General features: G+C 69.4%; 19 protein-coding genes and 3 pseudogenes. 7 read left to right on the forward strand and 15 right to left on the reverse strand.

Annotated features, from left to right (window positions below; all coding sequences use genetic code 11):
* Positions 1–100: 100 nt before the first annotated feature.
* Together ACZ56U_RS32140 and ACZ56U_RS32145 are read left to right on the forward strand one after the other, a co-directional pair.
* Positions 101–2164 carry an alpha-L-fucosidase gene (locus tag ACZ56U_RS32140; RefSeq protein WP_469087440.1) on the forward strand — a complete coding sequence of 688 codons (2064 nt, stop codon included), beginning with the start codon at positions 101–103 and terminating at the stop codon, positions 2162–2164.
* Positions 2165–2231: 67 nt separating this feature from the next.
* Positions 2232–2384 carry a hypothetical protein gene (locus ACZ56U_RS32145; RefSeq protein ID WP_469087531.1) on the forward strand — a complete coding sequence of 51 codons (153 nt, stop codon included), beginning with the start codon at positions 2232–2234 and terminating at the stop codon, positions 2382–2384.
* Between the two features lie 12 nt (positions 2385–2396).
* Here the strand turns inward: ACZ56U_RS32145 and ACZ56U_RS32150 are convergent, their stop codons facing one another.
* Complete coding sequence (locus ACZ56U_RS32150) at positions 2397–2885, reverse strand: hypothetical protein (RefSeq protein WP_469087441.1); 489 nt, start codon at positions 2883–2885, stop codon at positions 2397–2399.
* A gap of 203 nt (positions 2886–3088) precedes the next feature.
* On the opposite strand from ACZ56U_RS32150, the gene ACZ56U_RS32155 reads away from it, so the two are divergent.
* Positions 3089–3661: a MarR family winged helix-turn-helix transcriptional regulator gene (locus ACZ56U_RS32155; protein WP_469087442.1), complete on the forward strand. Its 573-nt coding sequence runs from the start codon at positions 3089–3091 to the stop codon at positions 3659–3661.
* Between the two features lie 51 nt (positions 3662–3712).
* Here ACZ56U_RS32155 and ACZ56U_RS32160 read toward each other — a convergent pair.
* The 4 genes and pseudogenes from ACZ56U_RS32160 to ACZ56U_RS32175 form a co-directional block, all read right to left on the reverse strand.
* Positions 3713–3916 (reverse strand): annotated as a pseudogene (locus ACZ56U_RS32160) (ATP-binding protein); the annotation flags it as partial.
* Between the two features lie 184 nt (positions 3917–4100).
* Complete coding sequence (locus tag ACZ56U_RS32165; RefSeq protein ID WP_469087443.1) at positions 4101–4223, reverse strand: hypothetical protein; 123 nt, start codon at positions 4221–4223, stop codon at positions 4101–4103.
* Positions 4224–4351: 128 nt separating this feature from the next.
* Positions 4352–5044 carry a gamma-glutamyl-gamma-aminobutyrate hydrolase family protein gene (locus tag ACZ56U_RS32170; RefSeq protein ID WP_469087444.1) on the reverse strand — a complete coding sequence of 231 codons (693 nt, stop codon included), beginning with the start codon at positions 5042–5044 and terminating at the stop codon, positions 4352–4354.
* Positions 5041–6531: an aldehyde dehydrogenase gene (locus tag ACZ56U_RS32175; protein WP_469087445.1), complete on the reverse strand. Its 1491-nt coding sequence runs from the start codon at positions 6529–6531 to the stop codon at positions 5041–5043. Before ACZ56U_RS32175 ends, ACZ56U_RS32170 begins: the two co-directional genes overlap by 4 nt.
* Before the next feature lie 111 nt (positions 6532–6642).
* On the opposite strand from ACZ56U_RS32175, the gene ACZ56U_RS32180 reads away from it, so the two are divergent.
* Complete coding sequence (locus tag ACZ56U_RS32180; RefSeq protein WP_469087446.1) at positions 6643–7356, forward strand: type 1 glutamine amidotransferase; 714 nt, start codon at positions 6643–6645, stop codon at positions 7354–7356.
* Between the two features lie 279 nt (positions 7357–7635).
* Here the strand turns inward: ACZ56U_RS32180 and ACZ56U_RS32185 are convergent.
* The 9 genes and pseudogenes from ACZ56U_RS32185 to ACZ56U_RS32225 all read right to left on the reverse strand — a co-directional run.
* A pseudogene (locus ACZ56U_RS32185) lies at positions 7636–7956 on the reverse strand (hypothetical protein); the annotation flags it as partial.
* Between the two features lie 249 nt (positions 7957–8205).
* Complete coding sequence (locus tag ACZ56U_RS32190) at positions 8206–9663, reverse strand: APC family permease (protein ID WP_469087447.1); 1458 nt, start codon at positions 9661–9663, stop codon at positions 8206–8208.
* A 204-nt stretch (positions 9664–9867) separates the two neighbouring features.
* Positions 9868–10491: a TetR/AcrR family transcriptional regulator gene (locus ACZ56U_RS32195; RefSeq protein WP_469087448.1), complete on the reverse strand. Its 624-nt coding sequence runs from the start codon at positions 10489–10491 to the stop codon at positions 9868–9870.
* Between the two features lie 105 nt (positions 10492–10596).
* A complete protein-coding gene (locus ACZ56U_RS32200) occupies positions 10597–11454 on the reverse strand; it encodes a fumarylacetoacetate hydrolase family protein (RefSeq protein ID WP_469087449.1) in 858 nt (285 codons plus the stop codon).
* An 8-nt stretch (positions 11455–11462) separates the two neighbouring features.
* Positions 11463–12389, reverse strand: a complete 927-nt coding sequence (locus ACZ56U_RS32205; protein ID WP_469087450.1) for a 3,4-dihydroxyphenylacetate 2,3-dioxygenase — start codon at positions 12387–12389, stop codon at positions 11463–11465.
* Positions 12382–13845, reverse strand: coding sequence for an aldehyde dehydrogenase (locus ACZ56U_RS32210; RefSeq protein ID WP_469087451.1), 1464 nt, complete (start codon positions 13843–13845; stop codon positions 12382–12384). The genes ACZ56U_RS32205 and ACZ56U_RS32210 overlap by 8 nt, the downstream gene beginning before the upstream one ends.
* Before the next feature lie 35 nt (positions 13846–13880).
* Entirely contained in the window at positions 13881–14687 is an 807-nt protein-coding gene (locus tag ACZ56U_RS32215) for an acetoacetate decarboxylase family protein (RefSeq protein ID WP_469087452.1), read from the reverse strand.
* A 10-nt stretch (positions 14688–14697) separates the two neighbouring features.
* A complete protein-coding gene (locus tag ACZ56U_RS32220; RefSeq protein ID WP_469087453.1) occupies positions 14698–15906 on the reverse strand; it encodes an NAD(P)/FAD-dependent oxidoreductase in 1209 nt (402 codons plus the stop codon).
* Between the two features lie 2 nt (positions 15907–15908).
* Complete coding sequence (locus ACZ56U_RS32225; RefSeq protein WP_365662232.1) at positions 15909–16097, reverse strand: ferredoxin; 189 nt, start codon at positions 16095–16097, stop codon at positions 15909–15911.
* A gap of 368 nt (positions 16098–16465) precedes the next feature.
* Here ACZ56U_RS32225 and ACZ56U_RS32230 point away from each other — a divergent pair, with 368 nt between their 5' ends.
* Positions 16466–17830, forward strand: coding sequence for a glutamine synthetase family protein (locus ACZ56U_RS32230; RefSeq protein WP_469087454.1), 1365 nt, complete (start codon positions 16466–16468; stop codon positions 17828–17830).
* 20 nt (positions 17831–17850) lie between these two features.
* Positions 17851–19143, forward strand: a complete 1293-nt coding sequence (locus tag ACZ56U_RS32235; RefSeq protein WP_469087455.1) for a cytochrome P450 — start codon at positions 17851–17853, stop codon at positions 19141–19143.
* A gap of 108 nt (positions 19144–19251) precedes the next feature.
* Here the strand turns inward: ACZ56U_RS32235 and tyrS are convergent, their stop codons facing one another.
* Complete coding sequence (tyrS, locus tag ACZ56U_RS32240) at positions 19252–20526, reverse strand: tyrosine--tRNA ligase (RefSeq protein WP_469087456.1); 1275 nt, start codon at positions 20524–20526, stop codon at positions 19252–19254.
* A 260-nt stretch (positions 20527–20786) separates the two neighbouring features.
* On the opposite strand from tyrS, the pseudogene ACZ56U_RS32245 reads away from it, so the two are divergent.
* Positions 20787–20979, forward strand: a pseudogene (locus ACZ56U_RS32245) (endonuclease); the annotation flags it as partial.
* Between the last annotated feature and the right edge of the window lie 41 nt (positions 20980–21020).

Below are 21020 nucleotides of genomic sequence, written 5' to 3' on the forward strand. Positions count from 1 at the left end.
GATGTCTTCTGGAAGTTGAAGCGGAACACCGCCGCCGCGCCGGTGCTCCGCTCCTCGCGCCCTGCTCTCCCTCCTCCCCTCTGACACATGGAGCCGCACCATGTCCTCTGCCTCCCTCAGCAGACGTTCTTTGATGAAGGCCGCCGCCCTTGCCGGGGGCGTGGCGGCCATCGGGTTGCCGCAGGCCCTGTGGCCCTCCTCCGCCGAGGCTTACACCGTCCCCTCGAAGATGGACTGGTGGTACCAGGCCAGGTTCGGGATGTTCATCCACTTCGGGTCCTACTCGCATCTCGCCAAGGGTGAGTGGGCGATGGACCAGCAGCGGTGGAGCAAGGCGAGCTACCAGACCCAGGTCAGCCAGCAGTTCGACCCGAGCCAGTTCAACGCCGCCGCCGTCGCCGAACTGGCCAAGAACGCCGGCATGAAGTACCTCGTGATCACCGCCAAGCACCACGAGGGCTACGCGATGTGGAACTCCGACGTGGCGAGCTTCACCGACACCACCGGCGCCAAGCTGTACAACCTGCACGACTACAGCGGCTTCCAGACCGACGTGCTCGGGGACCTCAAGAGGGAGTGTGAGAGCCGTGGGATCAAGTTCTGCCTGTACTACTCGATCCTCGACTGGAACCATCCTTCACAGTTCGACCGCTACCAGGGCGGTTTCACCACGATGTCCTCGCAGGCCGCCCGCACCGCCTACATCACCGACATGAAGGCGCAGCTCCAGGAACTGCTGGACCGTTACGACCCGGCGCTGCTGTGGTTCGACGGCGACTGGTCCGGCGAGCCTTCCAGCCCCACCCTTACGGACTGGTGGCTGAAGTCGGACGGCGTCGACCTCTACAACTGGCTGATGGCCCGCAAGCCCGGTCTCATCGTCAACGAACGGGTCAAGCGGGACCTCGGTCTCGGCGACTACGCGGTCGCGGAGTTCGGGGTGCCAGCCCAGCCGATGGACCGGCAGTGGGAGAAGTGCGCCACCATGAACGGTTCCTGGGGTTACAACGCGGGCTTCGAGACCCGCTACAGACCCTTGAAGGACCTCGTGCGGGAACTCGTCACGGTGGTCTCCCGGGACGGCAACTACCTGTTGAACATCGGCCCCACGGGCGAGGGCCTGGTCACCCCGGGAACGGAATCCGTCCTGAACGGCCTGGCCTCGTGGATGTCGACGTACAGCGACAGCATTCACGGGACCAGCGGCAGCCCGTTCACCTTCGAACCGGGGTGGGGGAAGGTCACCAAGAAGAGCGGCAAGCTCTTCGCCCACGTCTTCACCTGGCCCACGAACGGCCAGCTGCGGATCCCGGCGCTCGACAACACGATCAGCCGCGTCTATCTGCTGAACAACCCCTCGGTCTCGCTCTCGTACACCATCAGCGGCGGCACCATCGACGTCACCGTGCCGGCCACCGCGCCGGACGCCAACGACTCGGTGGTGTGCGTCGAGGTCCAGGGCATGCCCGTCGGGGTTTCCGCGTCAGCGACGGTGTTCTCGAACGTCAACTACCAAGGCACCAGCGCCGTTCTGCCGCTGGGCAGCTATACGTCCTCCCAGCTGTCCGCCGCAGGCCTGGGGCCCGCCATGGCCTCCTCCATCCTGGTACCGGACGGCTACCAGGCGACGGGCTACTCCGGCGACAACTTCACCGGCACCGCCTGGACGTTCACCTCCAACACCCCCGACCTCGTGGCGACCGGCAACAACGACGCGATCAGATCACTGAAGGTGACATTCAGGGCGGACAAGTACTACCGCCTGACCAATGTCACGAGCCGCTTGGTGCTGGACAGCGGCGGCGATGTCGCCAGCGGCTCGAACCTGAAGCAGTGGTCGCCGGGAGACCACCCCAATCTTCAGTGGCAGGCAGTCGAACTCGGCGACGGTTACTACAAGCTCGTCAACCGCACCAACGGCATGGTCGCCGACGGTTGGGGCTCCACCGCCAACGGCGATCCGGCCCGACAGAAGGCCTGGGACGGCAGCGACACGCAGCAGTGGCTCATCACCCCCCGCGGCCAGGGCCAGTACTCGATCGCCAACCGCAGCACAGGACTGGTCCTCGACAGCGGCGGAAGAGTCGCCTCAGGGTCCGTGACCAAGCAGTGGACCTGGCAACAGAACAACAACCTGCTCTGGACGATCCGACCGGTCACCTGACCGGCGCCTTCCCGGTGACCCACCTTCCCACCCGCTCGGGGCTGCGGCACACGACCGGGTGGGAAGCATGGAACAGGTCTTCTCCGCCCAGGCCATCTACGGCTGGCGCGGCGCCCGCGATGTGATGACCGGCTTCGACGCCATCCACCTGGCGGTGTGCATCGTGGAGCTTGCCGGTCAAGTGGGCTCCGGGGTGCTCATGCTGGTCGGGGGCGGATGACTCCCGGCAAGGTCATCGGTCAGCGGGCGACTTCGCGTCGTCCAGACGGCCGGCTCGGGACACGGGCAACCCGAACTCCGCGTCCGTGACCGCGTCCGACAGATCCTGCTTACGCCACCGGATACCGGATCGGTGATGACGTCCGGGCACCAGCGCACCGGTCCGCTGCCCGTGAATGAACCGATGGCGTTCATTCACGGGCAGCGGTAGCCACGTTTTGCGCTTGCAGGCGGCCCTGTCACCCGGTCGTGGGCGTGGCGCGGTCGGTCGCGGCTTGTTGTCCGCGGACAACAAATGCCTGTCGCCGAAGAGGAGAGGGCGAGACCCGGGTGTGTAGGCGACGTACACGACGCCCGCGATCACCGCTGCCCCCGCGAGTCCCATGGCCCAACAGATGCCGATGTTCAGAACGCGGATCTCGGTCTCCTTGATCACACCGTCTCCCTGGTAGGCCCCGGCCAGGGTCTGGATGTAGATGAGTGAGGCGAAGACCAGCAGCATGGCGCCGACGACGCCGCTATCAGGCCCGCCCAAGTCACTACAAACGACCCGGACACAGCCCCTGAGAACTGCCCAGCAATCAGAACAAGCACCGTTGCAGTACTGAGGGGCGCCTCCGTCACTGTGACGTCGGCCCCTTCGGATCGAGGCATCGGCCGGCCGTCTCGTATAATTCGGTTCCGAACGATCAGAGGAGCGTGCCTGTGCCCGGCGACCGGTCCGTCACCGATGCGGAGAAGCGGGCGGCGGCGAAGCTCGCGGGGATACCGATCCGTCGCGAACAGATGGCGGTGGTCGCCAACATCTACCGCGCCGCTTCGGTTGTCCGCCAGCACCTGGAGAACTCGGTGCTGCGGAGCGCCGACCTGACCTGGACGGCGTTCGTCGTGCTCTGGGTGGTGTGGATCTGGGGCGAGTCGGAGACCCGGCATGTCGCGGAGGAGGCGGGGATTTCCAAGGGGACGCTCACCGGGGTGTTGCGGACGTTGGAGGGGCGAGGTCTGGTCAAGAGGGCCGGTCATCCTTCCGACGGCAGGCTGGTGCTGGTCAGCCTCACTGGTGAGGGCGAGGCGCTGATGCGGCGGCTGTTCCCGGAGTTCAACCAGGAGGAGGCGTTCGTCGCCTCGCGGCTCAGTGACGAGGAGTGCCGGCGCGTCGCGGAGGGACTGCGGCAGGTCGTACGGCAGGTGGAGGAGCACGGTGAGGAGCGCCGCCTGACCCTCCTCGGCGGTGCCGATCCGGCCCCCCGCCGCAGCGGGCGGCGACCGAAGCGCTGAAAGTCCGTCACCGTCGTCACAGGGAGAAAGAGGCAACTGGGGCGGGTTCGGGGGCACTTCGGTCCAGATCGTCTTGCCTGCCGGCGTGTAGCGGGTGCCCCAGCTGTCGGTCAGCTGCGCCACGAGGAACAGGCCCCGGCCCCCCTCGTCCTGCATGGCGACCCTGCGCAGGTGCGGGGAGGTGTGGCCGCCGTCGGAGACCTCGACGATGAGTCCGCGTTCCCGGATGAGCTCGCTTGAGCGGCGACGGACCGGCAGTCAGTTTTCGCAGGCCGCCCCGTGTCACGACCCCGATGGCCGCCGTCGTGTCACGACCCCGATGGCCGCCGTCGACAGTGCCTCCCGTCCTTCGCCGTATCGCTGCCGGTGTTGGTCGGCCTCGACATGGGCCGTCTCGCCGTGTCCTCCTCACCCTCTCCCTAGGGGTGTAATCGGCTGCTCAACTGCGGCTCCAGTAGGTGAAGCGTTCCACGGGGTGACCGTCGTGGCCCCATGGCCAGGGGGTGACCAGCCCGCCGGTCGTGGCGAACAGGATGGGCGCGGTCTCGGTGAGTACGCGCACGCGGTGGCAGCGGCGGTCCCGGCCCGCGGCCGGAGCCGAGTCTCTTCAGGACCCGGCCCAGCGGGATGTCGTCGAGTTCGGGCGTGAGTCGTGGACCCTGCTTGCTGCGCAAGAGGTCCATGGCGGGCTCAGCGTCTGTCGCGGGCGGCTCGGACGAGCGCGTCGAACAGACCCTGCTGTGCGGGGTCCTCGTGTGCGGTGTCCTCGGGGTGCCACTGGACCGCGGTGAACCATCCGTGGGAGCCGGGGAGTTCGACTCCCTCCACGGTGCCGTCGGCGGCCCGCGCGGTGACTGTCAGTCCCGCACCCGTGCGGTCCACCCGCTGGTGGTGATAGCAGGAGGCGTCCGTCTTCTCCTCGCCGGTGGCCTGTTCCAGCAGGGTGCCGCGCTGGATCGCCACCGGGTGCACGACATGCCGGTGGTCGCTGTCCATGTGCTGTTCCAGGGTCCCGCCCAGGGCAACGTTGACGACCTGGAGGCCACGGCAGATCGCCAGCAGGGGCAGGCCCAAGTTCAGGGAGGCGCGGGCGACTTCGAGGTCGAAGGTGTCTTGGAGATCGTCGACGTCGTAGACGCTGTCATGGGTGTCGGCGGCGCCGTAGCGGTGCGGGGCGAGGTCACCGCCGCCGGGGAGGAGGAGGCCGTCGAAGCGGGCGAGGCGTTCCTCGGTGCCGTCCTCGGCGGGGTGGATGCTCGCGGGTTCGCCGCCCGCCCGGTAGACGGCCTCGATCAGGGCGCGGGCGTTGGCCTCGGCGGCGTACCGCAGGGCGGACGTGGTGGCGGAGAAGCGGGCGGGAATCGCGATGAGTGGTCGGGTCACAGCTGGATCCAGGTGGTCTTGAGTTCGGTGTACTTCTCCAGGGCGTGCACGGACTTGTCGCGCCCGTTGCCGGACTGCTTCATGCCGCCGAAGGGGACCGTGAGGTCGCCCTCCTCGTAGCAGTTGACCCAGACCGTGCCGGCCTTCAGGGCGCGGGAGACCTGATGGGCGGTGGAGAGGTCGGAGGTCCACAGGCCCGCGGCAAGGCCGTACTCGGTGGCGTTGGCGAGGCGGACGGCCTCGTCGACGTCGTCGAAGGTGAGTACGGAGAGCACGGGGCCGAAGATCTCCTCGGCGGCGAGTCGCATGCCGGGGTCGACGTGGTCGAAGACAGTCGGCTCCAGGAAGCTGCCGCCGGTGTCGGTGAGGACGCGGGAGCCGCCGGTGAGCAGGCGGGCGCCCTCGGCCAGGCCCGTGGCGATGTGGTCCTGGACGCGGGCCAGGTGGCTCTCGCCGACCAGGGCGCCCATCTCGGTGGCCGGGTCGAGGGGGTCGCCGACCCGCAGCTCGCCGGCACGGCGGACGATCGCCTCCGTGACCCGGTCGGCGATCGAGGAGTGCACAAGGAGCCGGGAGGGGGCGGTGCACATCTCGCCCTGGTTGAAGAAGATGCCCCAGGCCGCGGTGGCGGCGGCCTTCTCCAGGTCGGGGGCGTCCGGGAGGATGATGTTGGGTGACTTGCCGCCCAGTTCGAGCCAGACGCGTTTGAGGTTGGAGTCGGCGGAGTAGCGCAGGAAGTGCCGGCCGACGGCGGTGGAGCCGGTGAAGGCGAGGACGTCGACATCGGGGTGCAGGCCCAACGCTCGCCCGGCCACCGGCCCGTTGCCGCCGACCACGTTCAGTACGCCCGGAGGCAGTCCCGCGTCGGTCGCGATGCGGCCCAGCAGCAACGCCGACAGCGGAGAGTTCTCCGACGGCTTCAGTACGACCGTGCAGCCGGCTGCCAGTGCCGGGGCCACCTTCCAACCGGCCAGTGTCAGCGGGAAGTTCCAGGGCACGACGGCTCCGACGACACCAGCCGGCTCACGGGTGACCAGGGCCAGGGCGTCCGGTGCGGTGTGCGGGGACTCGTCTGTGAGCTTGTCGGCGAGCTGGCCGTAGAAGCGGAAGGTGTTGATCAGAGCGCGCAGTTCAATGGCGTACGCGTCCGTGATGGGCTTGCCCATCTCCAGGCTCACGGTCAGCGCCAGTTCGGCACGCCGCTCTTCGAGCAGGTCGGCGACCCGCAGCAATGCCCGGCCGCGCTCCACGGGGGCGAGGCGGGGCCACGGCCCGGAGTCGAAGGCCCGCCGGGCGGCGGCGACGGCGAGGTCGACCTCGGCCTGCCCCGCGTCCGCGACCTGGGTCAGCACCTGACCGTTACGGGGCGAGACGGCCGCGAACGTCGCCCCTCCTCCGCCCTCGTCGACGCCGTCGATGTGATGGGCGCCGACGAAATCCAGGGACTTGGCGTGGCGCTGCCACTCCTCGTGGGTGACGTCCGGCATGCGGAACCTCCAGGAAGTTATTTGAACCCAAACGATAGGATGCGCGACGAACCACTGCAAGGGCTCTGGGCAACGATCCGGCGGGTCCGCGGACCCGGAGGAAGGGAGCGCATGGTGCGCGCACTCGTCGTACAGCACGACCATGTGACGGACTCCGGGCTGGTCGGCGACCGGCTCGCGGAGCACGGATACGATCTGACAACTCTGAGAGTCGTACCCGCGGACCGGTACCATTCGCCGGACGTGGCCTTCGACTTCCCCGACGCAGACGGCTGGGACCTGATCGTGTCGCTGGGTGCCCCCTGGTCGGTGTACGACGAGACGGCAGTCGGCAGCTGGATCGGCGGCGAACTGGCGCTGCTGCGCAAGGCCCATCACCTCGGCGTCCCGGTCCTGGGCGTCTGCTTCGGCGCCCAGGCGCTGGCCACCGCGCTCGGCGGCTCGGTCGAGGCGGCACCGCGCCCCGAGATCGGCTGGGTCGAGGTCGACACGGACGATCCCTCCCTGGTCGGTCCCGGTCCCTGGTTCCAGTGGCACTACGACCGCTGCGTCCCGCCGCCCGGCGCCGTGAGCGTGGCCCGCAACGACGTGTGTGTACAGGCGTTCCGGACCGGGCGCAGCCTGGGCGTGCAGTTCCATCCGGAGATCACCACGAGGACGGTGCGCGGCTGGCTGGACAACGGTGGTGCGAAGCAGTGTGCGAGGCGCGACGTGGACCCCGGTGAGCTGCTCGCCCGGTGCCGGAGCATGGAGCCCACGGCCCGGACGAACGCCCGCCACCTGGTCGACGGCTTCCTCGACCGGGTGGCGGGCGTGGCCGGCTGACCTCCTGGCCACCGGCCCGTCGGGGGCTCGGACCGCCCCGGCGGGCCGGGGAAGGACACGCTGGCGACCAGCACACGCAGGCCAGCGGGTCCAGCGCGTGGGGTCGAAACCCTGGCCATGACGATGAGTTCGGGGGCGAAAGCAGCAGCGTGGGGGCGACGATGTGCTCGGAGGCGTAGAGGTAGCCGAATTCGCCGGTGCCGGGCAGGAGCGAGACGTTCCCCGCGCTGCCGGGGGCGGCGGGGCCACGGCGCTCGGTGAGGTGTCCATCGCGACCCGTCGTACGCTCAGGGCCGCCCGGGCGTGGGCGATCGCGACGGCCACGTTGTTCAGCAGGCAACGGCCCATGCCCGTATGGGCTGGCGCGTGGTGGCCCGCGGGGTGCACAAGCGCGTAGCCACTGTCCGCCTGCCCGGTGACGACGTCCTCGACGAGGGCGATCGTGCCTCCGGAGGCGAGCCTGGCGATGTCGCAACCGCCCCCCTTTCCGAACAGCGACATCTCGTCGCCCGGGTCGCCGCCCTTGAGCAGGGCGCTGCCGGCTGCCAGGCGCGCGAGGTGCTCGGGGGCGTGCACCCGCAGAGCTCCTTTTCGGTGGCGGGCCCTGGCGCTGCACGGACCAGGTGGTCGATCAGTCCCGAGAAGACGACGAGTTTGTGCAGGCGGCGCTTGGTGTCGGGGTGTGCCGCGCGGTGACTGATCGGCTGCATCCCGACCGCCGGGTCGGCGGGGAACAGACCGCCGCTGCCAAGGCCCAGAGGGTGGGAAGCCGCGAGTGGCGTCGGCCCCGGCAGGAGGCCTGGCGCAGTGCCGGGCAGGGGTCCTGGCGGGCCCGACGCCGGGTCGACGTCAGGCGTCGGCCGCCGTCCTGCCACGGCTCAGCCAGGCCGCGAGAACCCCCAGGGCCAGAACCAACGGGACGGTGAGTTCGAGCCAGAGCGCCGTCGTCGGGTCGCCGCCGATGAGCGTGGTGAAGTTCCCGATGATCAGCACGATGGCACCGGCGATGCCGAGGGCTCCCAGCACGGGAGCGATCAGCGTGTTCCAGGGCCGGGTGTCGAGCTGTTCGCGGCGGAAGAAGACGACCACGGAGACCGAGGTCAGAAAGTACAGCAGCATGATCCCGAGCACAGCCACACCGCTGCCCCAGGAGAACAGGGTCAGCACCGGGTCCTTGTCGGCCAGCGCGAAGGGCATGACGAAGAGGACCGCGATGGCGGTCTGGACCCGGCCGGCCACTCCGGGAGAGTGGCGTCGGTTGATCGACGACAGCTTGCGGGGCAGCAGTCCGTCGCGGCTGAGGGCGAACAGGTAGCGGTTGGCGGAGTTGTGGAAGGCGAGGATGCCGGCGAAGAGGGAGGTGACCAGCAGGAGGGGCAGGACGTCGTTCACCCAACCACCGAACAGGGCGGCGATCGGCGCGAAGACGAAGCCCGTCGAGTCGCCGCTCTCCAGGGCCTTGCCGGCCGCCGCCGTGGCCTGGGAGGTGCCGTGGGCGGAGATCAGCATCCAGGAGGCGAACGCGAAGAACCCGGTGACGACGGCGACGGCCAGGTAGGTGGCCCGGGGCACCGTCTTGCGGGGTTCGCGGGCCTCCTCGCCGTAGATGGCGGTGGCCTCGAAGCCGATCATGGACGCCATGGCGAACATCAGCGCCACACCCGGCGCCCCGTCCAGAGCCGCGCTCGGCGAGAACGACTGGGTGAGGCCGAGACCCTCGGGCCCGCCGCCCTTGAGGAGGGTGACGAGCGCGAAGACGCTCAGGATGCTGAACTCCGCGAGCACGAGGACGGCCAGCACCTTGGCGCCCATCTCGATGCCCGAGGCGCCCAGCACCTGGACGATCGCCATGGTGACCAGCGCACACGCCCACCAGGGCACGTCCGCCCCCGTGTAGTGCCCCAGCAGGGCGCTCGTGGTCGCACCGTACAGGCCGTACATCGCGGCCTGGATCGCACAGTAGGCGAACAGCGCGATCCCGGCGCTTCCGATGCCCGGATACCGGCCGAGGCCCTTGCCGATGTACGTGTAGAAGGCGCCGGCATCCACGACGTGCCGCCCCATGGCCACGAAGCCCACCGAGAACAACAGGGTGATCACACCGGCCGCCAGGTAGGCGGCCGGCGCCCCGGCGCCGTTGCCGATGGCGACGGAGATGGGGACGGAACCCGCGATGCCGGTGAGCGGCGCCTGGGCGGAGAGAACGAAGAAGAGAATGCCCAGAACACCGAGGGAGTTGGGCTTGAGCTTGCCTGCGGTGGAGGCGTCGGCCGCGGTCCCGTTTCTGACCACCGTCGGACTGTCCACTCAGATCACCTGCCAGGAGAGAAGGAGTACTTCGTTTCTGGCCAAACGAGTTGCCTCATGGTGAGCCGAAACTATCCACTTGGCAAGGGGTTGCATGGAGATTCTCAGACGGCGCCCGGTTCTTTACGACGTCGTAATCGCCACGGAATGCGAAGGCCCCGGACGCCGAACGTCCGGGGCCTCGGAATGCGCAGGGCAGAGCTGTCAGCCGGATGTCTCACCGGTCCGCCCGTCCGCCTCCAGCAAGCGGAGCAGGGCGCGCAGCTCCTCGATGGCGGCGTCGGTGGTCTCGGGCTCGCCGAAGACGAGCTGGTGCAGTACGAGCCCGTCCAGGGCGGCGAAAACCAGCCGGGCCAGCGGCCGGTCGGTGCCCGCGGGCAGCATCCGGGCCAGCTCGCGCCGGGTGGCGTCGAAGTACTCGTTGTACAGCGCCCGCAGATGCGGCAGCAGCTCGGGGCGGCGCCGGCCTTCCAGCAGCAGCTCGTACTGGAAGGCCTGTATGTCGGGATGGCCTGTCACCATGTCGGAGACTCCCGCTGAGAAGTCCGAGATCTTGCCTGTGCCCGGTTCCAGTGAGCTGGTGTCCAGCGAGGTCCTGATCGCGTGTTCCAGCGCCGCCTCGATCAGGGCATCGCGCGAGCCGAAGTGGTGGACGACCAGGCCGTGCGTGGTTCCCGCCTCCTGTGCGACCGCCCGGTAGGTGAGCTTGCGCAGTCCACCTCGCGCCACCACGCGCACGGCGGCGTCGAGCAGGGCTTCGCGGCCTTCCCCGTAGTTCATGCGCCGACGTGGCTTGCGGTCTTCAGGAGTCTCGGCGGGTTCGGTCATGGCTGCGACCATACCCGGAAGCTCCCATGACCAGGTGTGGGCGTGAGCGCGGCCGACCGTGGGTGACCGCGCTCATGGCAGCGCCGCACCGGGAGACCTCCTCCGTCAGGCCCGGTGACGGGTGACGGGCGGGCGGATACCGCGGAACTCCCAGTCGCCGCCGAGCGCGGTGGACAGCACCTCCTCCGACTCGGTGGGCTGGGCGCCCACGTCGGTGCGGATCGGGGTGGGGCCGGTGACGATGTGGTTGGTGAGGCGGCCGAGGCCCTCGACCTCGACCTCGACGACGTCACCGGGCTGGACGGGACGGGAGTTGGCGGGTGTGCCGGACAGCAGCACATCACCGGGGTACAGGGTGATGGTGCGGGCGATGTCCGCGACGAGGTAGTGCATGTCCCACTGCATCTCGTCGGTCGAACCGTCCTGGACGACCTCGCCGTTGACGTATGTCCGCAGGCTCTTGCCGTGGAAGTCCCAGTCGGTGACCAGGCCGGGGCCGAGCGGGCAGAGGGTGTCGGAGCCCTTGACGCGAAGCATGGAGCCCGCGTCGGTGTCGCGGAAGTCGTGCAGGCCGTAGTCGTTGGCGACGGTGTAGCCGGCGATGTATTCGCCCGCCTCGACCGGCGAGATGTTCCGCGCGGTCTTCCCGATGACGATGGCGACCTCGCCCTCGTAGTTCAGCCACTTGCAGCCCTCGGGGCGCACGATCGCGCCCTTGTGGGAGTTGAGGGCGGATGTCGGCTTGTGGAAGTAGGTGGGGGTGGCCGGGAGTTCGATGCCGAACTCGTCCACGCGGCTCTGGTGGTTGAGGTGGACGGCGATCACTTTCGACGGCACGACAGGCGGCAGGTGCTGTGCCTCGTCGATCTTGACGCGGCGGCCGTCCCCGGCGACGAGTTCGTCACCGTCGACGGTGACCTGGACAGCGGCGCCGTCGAGGAGGATGCGGCGGTACTCGGGCATGGAGGCTCCTAGACGCGGGAGTGGGGGTTGTGCGGGGTGGGCAGGCCGGTGCCGGTCCAGCCGTCGGCCGGGCGGTCGAACCAGAGGTGGACCTGGCCGGTGCCGATGGAGTTCTCGTACTCGCCGTACTGGCGGGCCTTGGCCACGCAGGCCTGCTCTCCGAGGGCGCCGGCCATCATCAGGTAGTGGAAGAACTTGGCCTCGGGCTTGTACTTCCAGAAGGCGTCCATGGTGTCGAGGACCTTGTCGTGACGGCCCTCCTTGAACCAGGCGATCCGCTCGTAGTCGGCCTCGCGCGCTTGCGGGGTGAAGATGTGCGCCGGGTCGCTGGCCTCGTGGTCGCGCAGCTCGCGCAGTGGCCAGAAGGTGTGCGAGAGCGCGCCGGAGGCGATGATCAGCACCCGTCGCCCCGGAGTGGCGGCGATGCCGTCGGCGAGCGCGCGGCCGAGGCGCAGGTGGTCCTCCATGTCGCCGGTCTGGCATACGCCGATGGTGACCCACCGCTTGTCCGTGAGGCCCTCGCCGAGGTACTTCCAGAGGTTGATCGTGGCGTAGTAGATCGGCAGGTACTCGTCGTCGATCGCGGTGATCCAGGTGCCGTGCTTGTCCGCGAACTTCTCGATGTTCTGGGCGAGTTCCTGGTCGCCCGGAAAGTCGTACGGCATCCGGCACATGCCGCGCGGGAGTTCCTCGGAGGTGAAGAGGCCGGCCCGGCGCGCTTGCGCGGTGACGACGAACTCGACGGTGGTCGCCCAGTGGGAGTCCAGGACGACGACGGTGTCGTAGTCGTCGCGCTCGAAGACGTCCCGGCGAAGCTCCTGGAGCCCGGTGACGAGGGTGATCTCCTTGCCCTCGTTCAGCTCCAGCCGGTCCTCCTCCGGGAGCACGATGGTGGGGACGTGGGCGAGGAGCCCCGCCCCGACGATCTCACCCATGGTCCTTCCAGCCCTTCGGTGCGGTGACGGTGTTCTTGACGTCGCAGTAGAAGTCGAAGCTCCAGGTGCCGCCCTCGCGGCCGACACCGGAGTGGCGGGAGCCGCCGAAGGGGGCCTGCAGGTCGCGTACGAAGAAGCAGTTGACCCACACGGTGCCCGCGACGAGGCGCGCGGTGACGCGTTCGGCGCGCTCGGGATCGCCGGTGGCCAGGGTGGCGGCCAGTCCGAAGCGGGTGCCGTTGGCGAGCCGTACGGCTTCTTCCTCGGTGGTGAAGGTCTGGAGGGTCAGGACCGGCCCGAAGACCTCTTCCTGCACGATCTCCGAGTCCTGGGCGACGTCGGTGAGCAGGGTGGGCGCGTAGTACTGCCCGTCCTTGCGATGCCCGCCGATGACGGCGCGCGCTCCGGCGGCCAGGGCCCGCTGCACGAAGCCGTCGATCTTGTCCAGCTGACGGGGGTGGATGTTCGGCCCGATGTCTGTGGCCTCGTCGCGCGGGTCACCCTGCACGAGAGTGGCGGCCTTCTGGACGAACCGCCGGGTGAACTCCTCGGCGACCGACTCCTCGACGAGGAACCGGGTGGCCGCGAGGCAGACCTGCCCCGCGTTGTCGTACTGCTCCACCGCGAGGTCGACCGCGAGGTCCAGGTCGGCGTCGGCGAACACCAGCAGCGGGGACTTGCCGCCGAGTTCGAGGCTGAGCGGGGTGAGGTTCCCCGACGCCGACTCGCTGATCCGCTTGGCCGTGGGCACGGACCCGGTGAAGCTGATCCGCCGCACGTCCGGGTGGGAGGTGAGGGCGTCGCCGATCTCGGAGCCGTAGCCCTGCACGACGTTCAGGACACCGGCGGGGAGCCCGGCCTCGGCGGCGATGTCGGCGAGGAGGGAGGCGGTCAGCGGGGTCCACTCGGCGGGCTTGAGCACGACGGTGTTGCCGGCGGCGAGCGCCGGGGCGACCTTCCAGGTGGACAGCATCAGCGGCGCGTTCCACGGGGTGATCAGCACGCTGGGACCCGCAGGGTCCCAGCTGACGTGGTTCTTGTGCCCGCGCGTCTCGAAGTCCCCGTGCTCCAGCTGCAGCAGCCAGTCCGCGAAGAACCGGAAGTTGTGCGCGACCCGGGGCATCACACCGCGCCGGTGCGAGCGCAGCAGCGCCCCGTTGTCGGTGGTCTCGACGATCGCGAGCTCTTCGAGGCGCTTCTCCACGCCGTCGGCGATGGCGTGCAGGACGCGGGCGCGTTCGGCGCGGGGGGTGGCGGCCCAGCCGGGGAAGGCGGCCTTCGCGGCGGCCACCGCGGCCGCGGCCTCCATCGCGGTGCCCCGCGAGATCTCGCCGAGGACACTGCCGTCGATCGGCGAGACGTCGGTGAACGTCTCGGCGGAGGCGACGCGTTCGCCGCCGATCCAGTGCCGGGTGTCGATGGCGACCCCGGCCACCGTGAGGGTGTGTTCGGTCATGTCCGGTTCTCCAAGTCCTGTGATGTGTGAGGGGGCTACTCGGCGCCGGACGTGCCGGACTCCAGCAGCCGCCCGCCGTCCCACACGACACCGACCTGGCGGTAGTACGCGGCGATCGGCTCGCGGATCTCCAGCCGGGCCAGCTCCTCGGTGGGCGCCTCGAACAGCTCCAACTCGGCGTCACCGACCCACGGCTGACCGCCCTCGAAGGACGCCGCGCCGGACTCGATCAGCTCGTCGAGTGCGAGCCCCTTGCCCTTCTCGATGGAGGGCAGCCAGCGGTGGTGGGCCATGGGGTGGCCGTTGACGAAACCGTTGGTCTCCGACGGCTCCCGCAGGGTGACCACGGCCTGGGCGAGGCGCCGGTCCGCGGCGGCCAGGGTCGCGCCGAAGCGGGCACCGGCCTCGATGCGCGGCGCGGGGCCGTACGGGTGCGGGCGGGTCTGGTGGATGGAGCCGAGCTTCTTCGGGTAGCCCTGGTGCAGTCCACGGGCGATCGCGAAGTCCTTGTCGACCCAGATGTAGACGCAGCGGGTATAGGTCTGCCCCTTGTACTTGCAGCGGACGACCGCGAAGGCCTCCTTGTACTGGGCGAGCACGGGGTCGAGGAGCTCGTCCCCGGAGGCGGAGCAGGACTGCCAGTCGGCCCAGATCAGCGCGACCGCGCCCGGGTCCTCGTCGGCCGGCTCCAGGGGCTCGGGGAGCAGTTCGCGCACCCGGGCGGGGTCCGTGCGGTACTCGACGGTGAGCAGGTCGCCGGAGTAGCGCCACGGCGGGGAGGGGATCAGCGACGAGGCACCGCTCGCCGTCTTGGGGTGGAAGTAACCACGGACAGCAGACACGACGGGTTCCTTACGGGGTGAGAGCGGGCTGCTTCAGCAGCTGGGAGCGGTAACGGGCGGCGCCCGTGGCGGCGGCCTGACCGCCGAGCGCGACGACACCCACCAGCTGACCGCCGGTGTGGTAGCCGACCAGGACGTCACCCTCGAGGTCGCCGTCCAGGATCCGTACGTCGTCCTTGCCGAGCGCCGGGGCGCCGAAGGACTGCAGTCGGAACTCGTGCTGGTCGCTCCAGAAGGTGGGCAGGGGCGCGAAGGGCGCGAGCTCGGCGCCCGCGCCGTTGAGGTGGGCGACGAGGACCTTGGCGGCGTGCTTGGCGGTGTCGGTGGGAATCGACCAGTGCTCGACCCGGCGCGGCACACCGTCGTAGCGGGTGTTGGGGAAGCGGGCCACGTCACCGACCGCGATCACGTCCGGCCGTCCACCGACCCGCAGCTGTTCGTCGGTGAGCACACCGTCGGAGAGGTCGAGTCCGTTCCCTTCCAGCCACTCGACGTTGGCGACGGAGCCGACCGACTCCACCACCACGTCAGCGGGGAGGACGGTGCCGTCGCTCAGAACGACCCCGGTCACACGGTCCTCGCCCTCGAACCCGGCGACACCGGTACCGAGCGCGAAGCGCACTCCGCGCTCCTCGTGCCGCCTGAGCAGTGCCTCGCCGAGCAGCTCGCCGAGCGGTCCGACCATGGGCAGCGGCAGCGGATCGACGACGGTCACCTCTCGGACACCGAGTCCTACGGCGGTGGCGGCCACCTCACACCCGATGAACCCGCCGCCGACCACGACCACGCGCACGCCGGGCCGGATCAGCGCGTCCCGCAGGCTCTGCGCGTCGGCCAGGGTGCGGACGGTGTGGCGGCCGGTGAGCGGGCCGGGACAGCGCAGGCGCCGAGGGCGCATGCCGGTGGCGACGACCAGACCCGCGTACGGCAGAGCCTCCCCGTCGTCCAGCATGACGATCCGCCGGTCCAGGTCGGCGGAGGTGACCCGGGTGCCCAGCCGCCAGGTGACGTCGGCGACGCTCGCCCGGGGCCGGAAGGCCAGCGACTCGAAGGGTGCCTTGCCGGCCAGCACCTCCTTGGACAGCGGGGGACGGTTGTACGGCATGTGGGGCTCGTCGCCGACGAGCGTGACGGCCCCGGTCCAGCCGGCCGCCCGCAGTTGCTCGGCGGCGCGCAGGCCGGCCATGGAGGCACCGGCCACCACGATGGGTGCGCTCACGGTCAGTCCTCGATCCGGATGGCCTGCAGCGGGCATACGTCCGCGGCTTCCTCGACCTCGTCGCGCAGCGCGTCGTCCGGGTCGGCGACGTAGGCCAGATGGCCGGCGTCGTCGAAGCTGAAGACATCGGGGGCGGCGAAGACGCACTGGCCGTGGTCCTGGCACTTGTTCATGTCGACGACGACCTTCATGGCCGGTCCTCCAGGTGCTGAGGCGTCGGGCGGGGAAAGAGACAAAGGGCTGAAGGAGCCCGGCCCGGAACACGGGCCGGACCCCGGCCAAAGGGGCGAGGCGATCGCCGTACGGCGAGAGCCGCACCCCCTACTCGTTTGGCTTCAAACAACATAGGAACGCGCGGGGCTCTGGTCAATAGCTATCCGGATGGATAAATTTCTGCCACCAACCCCTTGCGGGAAGGTGACAACCGTTCATACCGTTTGATGCCAAACAACGGAACGCGGCCCCCGTTCCCCCCGCAGTGCGAGCCGCGTCCGCCTCCCTCTCCCCCAGTGGCCTCCGCGCCCTGGGCGGCGCCCCACTTCCCCTAGAGGAGACATCGGTGAGCGCATCCGACACCCACCCCGTCCACCGGTACACGGACCGGCTCGCCGCCGAGGGCATCGACGTCGTGCGGGTGACCTATCCCGACCTCATCGGCACCGAACGGGCCCGGGACGTCCTGCTGGACCACCTACCCTCGGCCTGCGACCACGGCCTCGCGTTCTGCCGCGCCGTCTACCACACCAGCCCCCAGGGCGACGTGGTGCCAGTGGCCGGCGGCATGGACGCCGGGCTGCCCGACATCTGCGTCGTCCCCGACCTCGACACGCTCACCGCGCTGCCATGGGAGCCCGGCGTCGCGACCTGCCTGGGCGACGTCACCGACCCGGCGACCGGCCGGCCCGCCCCCGAATCCCCCCGCCACCTGCTCCGCACCGTCCTCGACCGGTGTACCGAGCACGGCCTGCGCCCGGTGATCGGCCCCGAGCTGGAGTACTTCCTCTGCGATGCGGCCCCCGACACTCCGTCCGGCTGGCGCCGCTACGACGAGGCCACCGGCGTCGTCTACACCGCCGGGCTGCGCGCCGACCGTGACAACCACCTGCTGCGGACCCTTCGCAAGCTGCGCGACCTCGGCATCGGCGTCACCAACGGCAATCACGAGTTCGACGGGGGACAGTTCGAGATCAATCTGACCCACTCCGATGCCCTACAGGCCGCCGACCGCGCCTTCCGCTTCAAGGCGGCGATCAAGGAGCTGGCCCGCCAGGAAGGCCGCATGGCCACCTTCATGGCCAAACCGTTCAACGGCGCGGGCGGCTCTGGCTTCCACCTCCACCTGTCCTGCCTGACCGGCGACGGCGAGGAAGCCCGCAACGCTTTCGACGACCCGACGGCGCCGTTCGGCCTGTCCGCCACCGCCCGGCACGCAGCGGCCGGCGTCCTCGCCCACGCCCCCGCACTGGCGGCGCTGGCCAATCCGACCATCAACTCCTACAAGCGCTTCGGCCCTGACACCCTCGCCCCCTGGCTGGTCGACTGGGGTCTGGACAACCGCAGCGCCATGCTCCGCGTCCCGCCCGAGCGCGGCCCCGGCGCCCGTCTCGAACTGCGCCTGGGGGACGCCAGCGCCAACCCCTACCTGCTGATCGCCGGGACCATAGCCGCCGCACTGCTGGGCATCCTGGCCCGCCAGGAACCACCCGCCCCGCTCGAGGGCTACGGCTACGACACGACGAAGTCCGCCATGCTGCCGGCGACCCTGCCCGCCGCACTCGACGCACTGGAAGCGGACAGCGCGCTCACCGAGCTGCTCGGCAAGGACTTCACCGCTTCCTACCTCTCGTACAAGCGCGACGAAGTCGCACGCTTCCACCGGCACGTCACCGACTGGGAGTTCACCGAGTACGCCTTCCACCTGTGACGCCGAGGAGACCACCCACCATGACCACGACCACACACTCCCTCACCGACGCCGTACGCGAGCCGATGCCGCTGGCCGACGTCGATCTCGCCAACCTCGACCACTTCACCGACGGGGTGACGCCCTGGCGGATGTTCCACACCCTGCGCCACCAGGACCCGGTCCACTGGCAGGAGGAGGAAGCCCCCAACTCCGGCTTCTGGTCCATCACCCGGCACGCCGACATCGCCCGCGTCGATCGCGACGCGCAGACCTTCACCTCCACGAAGTTCGTGAACCTGGAGGAGGTCGACGACGACCAGATCAAGAAGCGCGCCTCCATCCTGGAGCTGGACGGCGTCCGCCACCGCGCCCTGCGCAGCCTGCTGCAGCGCCAGTTCGGCGCCAGCGTGATCAACTCCTACACCGACTTCCTGCGCGGCCTGACCGCTACCACCCTGGACGCCGCGCTCGCCAAGGGCACCTTCGACTTCGTCAAAGAGGTCTCCGCGGACTTCCCCATCAACGTCCTCGCCCGCCTCCTCGACGTACCCCCGGAGGACAACCAGCAGCTCATCGACTGGGGCAACCGCATCATCGGCAACACCGACCCCGATTACGCGGACGTCCTACTGAACAGCGAGGAGAGCGAGAAGTACCGCGACCTGCCCTTCCGCTCCCCCGCCTCGCTGGAGGTCTTCGAGTACGGCCGGGAACTGGCCCGGCAGCGGCGCGGCGGCAACGGCACCGACCTGATCTCCAAACTCGTCAACGAGACCCCCCGGGACGGCGTCCCGCTCTCCCCCCAGGACTTCGACAACTACTTCCTGCTCCTGGTCGTCGCCGGCAACGAGACCACCCGCCACACCATCACCCACTCCATGCTGGCCCTGCTCCAACACCCCGAGCAGCTCGCCCGCCTCAAGGACGACCCCTCCCTCATCCCGACGGCGGTGGAAGAGTTCCTGCGCTGGGCCTCCCCCGTCTACCACTTCCGCCGCACCGCCACCCGAGACGTCGAACTCGGCGGCAAGAACATCAAGGAAGGCGACAAGGTCGTCATGTGGTTCGCCTCTGGCAACCGCGACGAGGAGGTCTTCGGCAACCCCTACGACCTGGACGTCGCCCGCCAGGACAACGACCACGTCACCTTCGGCAAGGGCAGTCCCCACCTGTGCCTGGGCAACCTGCTCGCCCGTACCGAGATCCGCATCATGTTCGAGGAACTGATCCCGCGCCTGGCGGACATCCGCCTCGCCGGGGACGTCCCCCGCGTCCGCTCCAACTTCGTCAACGGCATCAAGAAGTTGCCGGTCACGGTGACGCTCGCCTGACCGCCCTGCCCTCACCGCGACGACCGGAGCCGCGCCCCCTCTGAAGGGGGCGCGGCTCCACGCCTCCGCACATGTGCGCCCCGGTGCCGACCTGACTGTCGGGCCCGTTCAGACGCCGCTGCCAGTAATCTCCACCGCGGCCAGATTCCTCTTGCCGCGGCGCAGTACCAGCCAGCGGCCGTGCAGCAGGTCCCCGACAGCGGGAACGGCGTCCTCGGTGGTCACCTTGACGTTGTTCACGTAGGCGCCGCCCTCCTTGACCGTGCGGCGCGCGGCCGACTTACTGACCACCAGCCCGGTCTCCACGAGCAGGTCGACCACCGGTCCCGGCTCGGCCACCGTCACGCGCGGCAGTTCCGCCAGCGCCGCCCCCAGCGTCGCCTCGTCCAGCCGGTCCAGTTCCCCTTGTCCGAACAGGGCCCGGGACGCAGCGATGACCGCGGCCGCCTGGTCCGCGCCGTGCACCAGCGTCGTCAGCTCCTCGGCCAGCGCCCGCTGCGCCGCACGGTCCTGCGGCCGCTCCGCGGTCCGCCGCTCCAGCTCCTCCAGCTCCACCCGGGACCGGAAGGAAAGAATGCGCATGTAGCGAGAAATATCCCGGTCATCCGCATTCAGCCAGAACTGGTAGAAGGCGTACGGTGACGTCATCTCCGGGTCGAGCCACACGGCGCCGCCCTCGGTCTTGCCGAATTTGGTGCCGTCCGCCTTGGTCAGCAGCGGTGTGGCGAAGGCGTGCACCTCGGCCTCAGGCTCCAGGCGGTGGATCAGGTCCAGACCGGCCGTGAGGTTGCCCCACTGGTCGCTGCCGCCGGTCTGCAGTACCGCACCGTGACGCCGGTGCAGTTGCAGGTAGTCCATGGCCTGCAGGATCTGGTAGCTGAACTCCGTGAAACTGATCCCCGCGTCCGATTCCAGGCGCCGGGCGACGGAGTCCTTGGTCAGCATCTTGCCGACGCGGAAATGCTTGCCCACATCGCGCAGGAAGTCGATCGCGGACAGGTCTCGTGTCCAGTCGAGATTGTTGACCATCACGGCCGCGTTGGCCCCCTCGAAGGAGAGGAACGGTTCGACCTGGGCGCGCAGCTTCTCCACCCAGCCAGCAACCGTCTCCGGCGGGTTCAGGGTGCGTTCCGCAGTAGGCCGGGGGTCACCGATGAGACCGGTGGCGCCGCCGACCAGGGCCAGGGGCCGATGCCCGGCCTGCTGGAGTCGGCGCACGGTCAGTACCTGCACCAAGTGCCCCACGTGCAGTGAGGGCGCCGTCGGGTCAAAGCCGCAGTAGAAGGTCGCGGGACCGTTCGCGAGCGCCTTGCGCAGGGCGTCTTCATCGGTGGAATGGGCGAACAACCCGCGCCACTTCAGCTCGTCGACGATGTCCGTCACGATAGTCACTGTTCCTTGCGTCATTCCGGTGCTGCCGATCGTCCCACCACCGGTGGACGTCGCCGGCGCACCACGACGGCTCTCAGCAGAGGCGCGACGCCTCCCGCAGTGGCGAGCCGATGACCACGCGATCGTTTGCTTTCAAAAGATACGTGGCGCCGCCCAACCCGGCAAACCTCCGAGGCGGCCTCCCTCCTGGTGGACGACATGTCGCTCCAGGAAGGTCATGACAGCGCCCAGCCCTGCGGCGACAGCTGCCAGACCTGGAGCTCGACGACGCCGTCACCAACGGCACCGTCCCCCTCCACGGCCGCCTCTCTGTCCTGAAGGCAGTGGAACGACGAGGACCCGCCGGACGCCTTCAAGGAGCGCCGCCAGAACCTCATCTACTCCAACTACCAGGGCAACCGAAACCCGTTCATCGACCACCCGGAGTGGTTCGAGGCGATCTGGCCAAGGACTGTCCCGGATCTGCTGGCTAGCCCCGAGCAGGC

The sequence above is a fragment of the Streptomyces sp. NPDC034103 genome (genome assembly GCF_055575395.1).